The sequence below is a fragment of the Pseudoalteromonas sp. bablab_jr011 genome, assembly GCF_016464045.1.
GTDB classification, from domain to species: Bacteria; Pseudomonadota; Gammaproteobacteria; order Enterobacterales; family Alteromonadaceae; genus Pseudoalteromonas; species Pseudoalteromonas lipolytica.
Genome location: NZ_JACDWU010000292.1, coordinates 1 through 2,796 on the forward strand (window position 1 = coordinate 1; position 2,796 = coordinate 2,796).

General features: G+C 41.6%; 4 protein-coding genes and 1 pseudogene. 2 read left to right on the forward strand and 3 right to left on the reverse strand.

Translation table 11 applies throughout. The features are described from left to right. Together JIG41_RS22960 and arsJ are read left to right on the forward strand one after the other, a co-directional pair. Window positions 1-135: pseudogene (locus JIG41_RS22960) on the forward strand (ISAs1 family transposase); the annotation flags it as partial. Between the two features lie 26 nt (window positions 136-161). Further along, the gene (gene arsJ, locus JIG41_RS18015) at window positions 162-1,379 is read left to right on the forward strand and encodes an organoarsenical effux MFS transporter ArsJ (protein WP_063529993.1); all 1,218 of its coding nucleotides are present in this window, start codon (window positions 162-164) and stop codon (window positions 1,377-1,379) included. Window positions 1,380-1,429: 50 nt separating this feature from the next. On the opposite strand, the gene JIG41_RS22965 is transcribed toward arsJ, so the two are convergent. From JIG41_RS22965 to JIG41_RS18025, 3 genes are read right to left on the reverse strand one after another with little or no spacing between them, the layout of a single operon-like run. Continuing rightward, complete coding sequence (locus JIG41_RS22965; RefSeq protein ID WP_138558836.1) at window positions 1,430-1,648, reverse strand: GDCCVxC domain-containing (seleno)protein; 219 nt, start codon at window positions 1,646-1,648, stop codon at window positions 1,430-1,432. Continuing rightward, a complete protein-coding gene (merC, locus tag JIG41_RS18020) occupies window positions 1,636-2,025 on the reverse strand; it encodes an organomercurial transporter MerC (protein ID WP_036983713.1) in 390 nt (129 codons plus the stop codon). The genes JIG41_RS22965 and merC overlap by 13 nt, the downstream gene beginning before the upstream one ends. Window positions 2,026-2,081: 56 nt before the next feature. Next, window positions 2,082-2,459 carry a MerR family transcriptional regulator gene (locus JIG41_RS18025; RefSeq protein WP_036983712.1) on the reverse strand — a complete coding sequence of 126 codons (378 nt, stop codon included), beginning with the start codon at window positions 2,457-2,459 and terminating at the stop codon, window positions 2,082-2,084. Window positions 2,460-2,796: the final 337 nt, after the last annotated feature.

Below are 2,796 nucleotides of genomic sequence, written 5' to 3' on the forward strand. Positions count from 1 at the left end.
ATGAGAAAAATAGCCATGGCGTTATTTAAACAAGATACAACTAAAACAGCCAGTATGGCGAGAAAAAAGAAAATGGCAGGGCTAGACGATGATTATCGCTCAACCCTGTTAGAATCTGGGATTAAAATGCGCTAGCCGTGATTAAAGGGTAATGTAACACTATGAAGCGCTTGACATCATTATCAGACGATATTAAGCAATACCTTGTTGTCACAGGTAACTACTGGGCATTTACCTTAACAGATGGCGCACTACGCATGTTGGTAGTGCTTCATTTCCACGCGTTAGGCTATAGTCCGCTTAGCATTGCGATGTTGTTCTTGTTTTATGAAATATTTGGCGTTGTCACTAATTTAGTTGGCGGCTTCTTAGGTGCCCGTTTAGGGCTAAATAAAACCATGAACATTGGCTTAGCCATTCAAACTATCGCCTTGCTGATGTTAGCTGTTCCTGCTGAATGGTTAACAGTTGTGTATGTGATGATTGCACAAGCGCTTTCAGGCATTGCCAAAGACTTAAACAAAATGAGCGCAAAAAGCTCAATTAAGATGTTGGTTGCCGCAGGACAAGAAGGCACCTTGTTTAAATGGGTCGCGGTATTAACAGGCTCTAAGAATGCCCTGAAAGGCGTTGGCTTTTTCTTAGGCGGCTTACTGTTAACTTTACTTTCCTTCAAAGGCGCAATGTTGTTAATGGCAGGTGTTTTGGCTCTTGTTTGGTGTTACAGCCTTTATGCTTTGAAAAACGACTTAGGTAAAGCCAAGAACAAACCTAAGTTTACCGACATCTTCTCAAAGAGTCGCTCTATCAATATCTTATCGGCTGCACGACTCTTCTTGTTTGGTGCCCGTGATGTCTGGTTTGTGGTTGCACTACCTGTGTTCTTGTCACAAGTGTTTGAATGGGATTATTGGACAGTAGGTGGCTTCTTAGCGCTTTGGGTGATTGGTTACGGTTTTGTCCAATCAATGACACCTAAGCTAATCAATTTCAAAGCTAGCGTTTCTCCTGCCACTGAAACCGTAAAATGGGCAAGCTTGTTGGCATTAGTGACATTAGGTATAGCTTTATCGTTACACTTTAACTGGGAAGTTAAAACGGCACTCATTGCTGGTTTAATGGTATTTGGCGTACTGTTTGCCATTAACTCTTCACTGCACAGTTACTTGATTGTTAGCATGGCTGATGCCGATGGCGTTTCGTTAGATGTTGGCTTTTACTACATGGCAAATGCAATGGGGCGTTTAATTGGCACAGTGTTGTCAGGCTGGGTTTTCCAGCTATACGGGTTAGCTGCTTGCTTGGGTATTTCGTTTGCTTTTATTAGTTTAGCGGCACTTATTTCTGCCAAGTTACCAGCCACAGGAAGAACCAAGTAAACAATTTGCATTAAGGCTTTCCCCTGACACTAAGCAGTCAGGGGAATGAATTATTTACCAGTGCAACAACTATTCCCCTCTTGAATAGGAGGACACTTTACTGTTCCGTAAGAACAATAAACGCAACAACCTCCCTTTAACGGCTTAAGCAATGTTTTACAGCTTCCGCATTCGTAATACCACTGACAAGCGTTTGTAGGCATAGTCTCAACCTTACTAAACCCGCACTCTGGACAGGTTATCTTTGATTCTAACTCTATACCTTGCATACTGGCTCCTTAACGGGCTTAACCATATCCAACACTGACATGACAACCATCCAAATGATCCCAAAATAAAATAAGTAAGTGCTCCAGTCGTATTGCCACAATGGATAAAGGGTTAACAATACTGCAATTGGGCCAATGACACTTAAAATGCCTCTTACCACATGCTTATGTTGATACCAATTATAGAAATTAACTAATAACGCTAGTGAAGCAAACAAGGGCAATAAGGTGTTAACAGCAATTCCTTCAAAGTGTGATAGGAAACCCAATCCAAGAGCTGATGCTAATGAGCCGAGTGCAGGAAAACACGCTGTGCAGCTTAGCGCGGCTAGCCAAACGCCACCAGAGCCGATTTTATCGAGAATTTTATTAATCATAATTACCTCTATTTTTGAGGTATTTTAAACTCCGTACATGGGTACGGAGTCAATGACTACTTAAGCGAATTTATAATTGGGCAGGTTTTTGGATCTTGATTGGCTTTGCATGAGTCTGTCATATCTTGAATTACTTTTTCCAACCTCTTTAAATCACTGATCTTATCTCGAATCAGTTGCAGCTTTTGTAAGCCCAACGATTCGACTTCAGCGCAATTACTGCTTAAAGACATCAGTGATTCTATCTCTTTTAGGGTAAATCCTAATGCTTTAGCTTTGAGAATAAACTTGAGTTGACTGGCATGAGTTTCGCCATACATTCGATAACCTGATTCTGGTTTTGGTGGCTGTTCTATTAAACCTTGGCGCTCATAAAAGCGGATAGTTTCAACACAGATATCTAAATATTTTGCCAGTTTTCCAATGGTTCTCATAAGCACACTCTTTCGAAGAAGAGACATCATTATACAATTAATGCGGGTTGGCTAAACGTTCTTAAGGTGCAATTAATTGCCTAACCTCAATTTTAGGGCATGAACGGGTTCGCTAAGCGTCCGCTTTGTAGAATTAAGTCCAGATATCCAGATAACTCTGACTGTCTCTTATTCGCACATTTGCGACGCTCAACTAAACTCATTTTGGGGCGTGCGACGTGAAGTCGTATGAAGCGCTGTTCACCGCTTAATGAGTGAACCATCTGTATCACCAGATGATCCTAGGAGCCTGAATAAAGTAGCGGCTCTGACAATGTAACGAAGGTTGGTATGCGCC

Excerpts from the sequence above, each read along its gene's own strand:
- JIG41_RS22965 (WP_138558836.1), bottom strand. The coding sequence starts at position 1,648 with ATGCAAGGTATAGAGTTAGAATCAAAGATAACCTGTCCAGAGTGCGGG.
- arsJ (WP_063529993.1), top strand. The coding sequence starts at position 162 with ATGAAGCGCTTGACATCATTATCAGACGATATTAAGCAATACCTTGTT.
- JIG41_RS18025 (WP_036983712.1), bottom strand. The coding sequence starts at position 2,459 with ATGAGAACCATTGGAAAACTGGCAAAATATTTAGATATCTGTGTTGAA.
- merC (WP_036983713.1), bottom strand. The coding sequence starts at position 2,025 with ATGATTAATAAAATTCTCGATAAAATCGGCTCTGGTGGCGTTTGGCTA.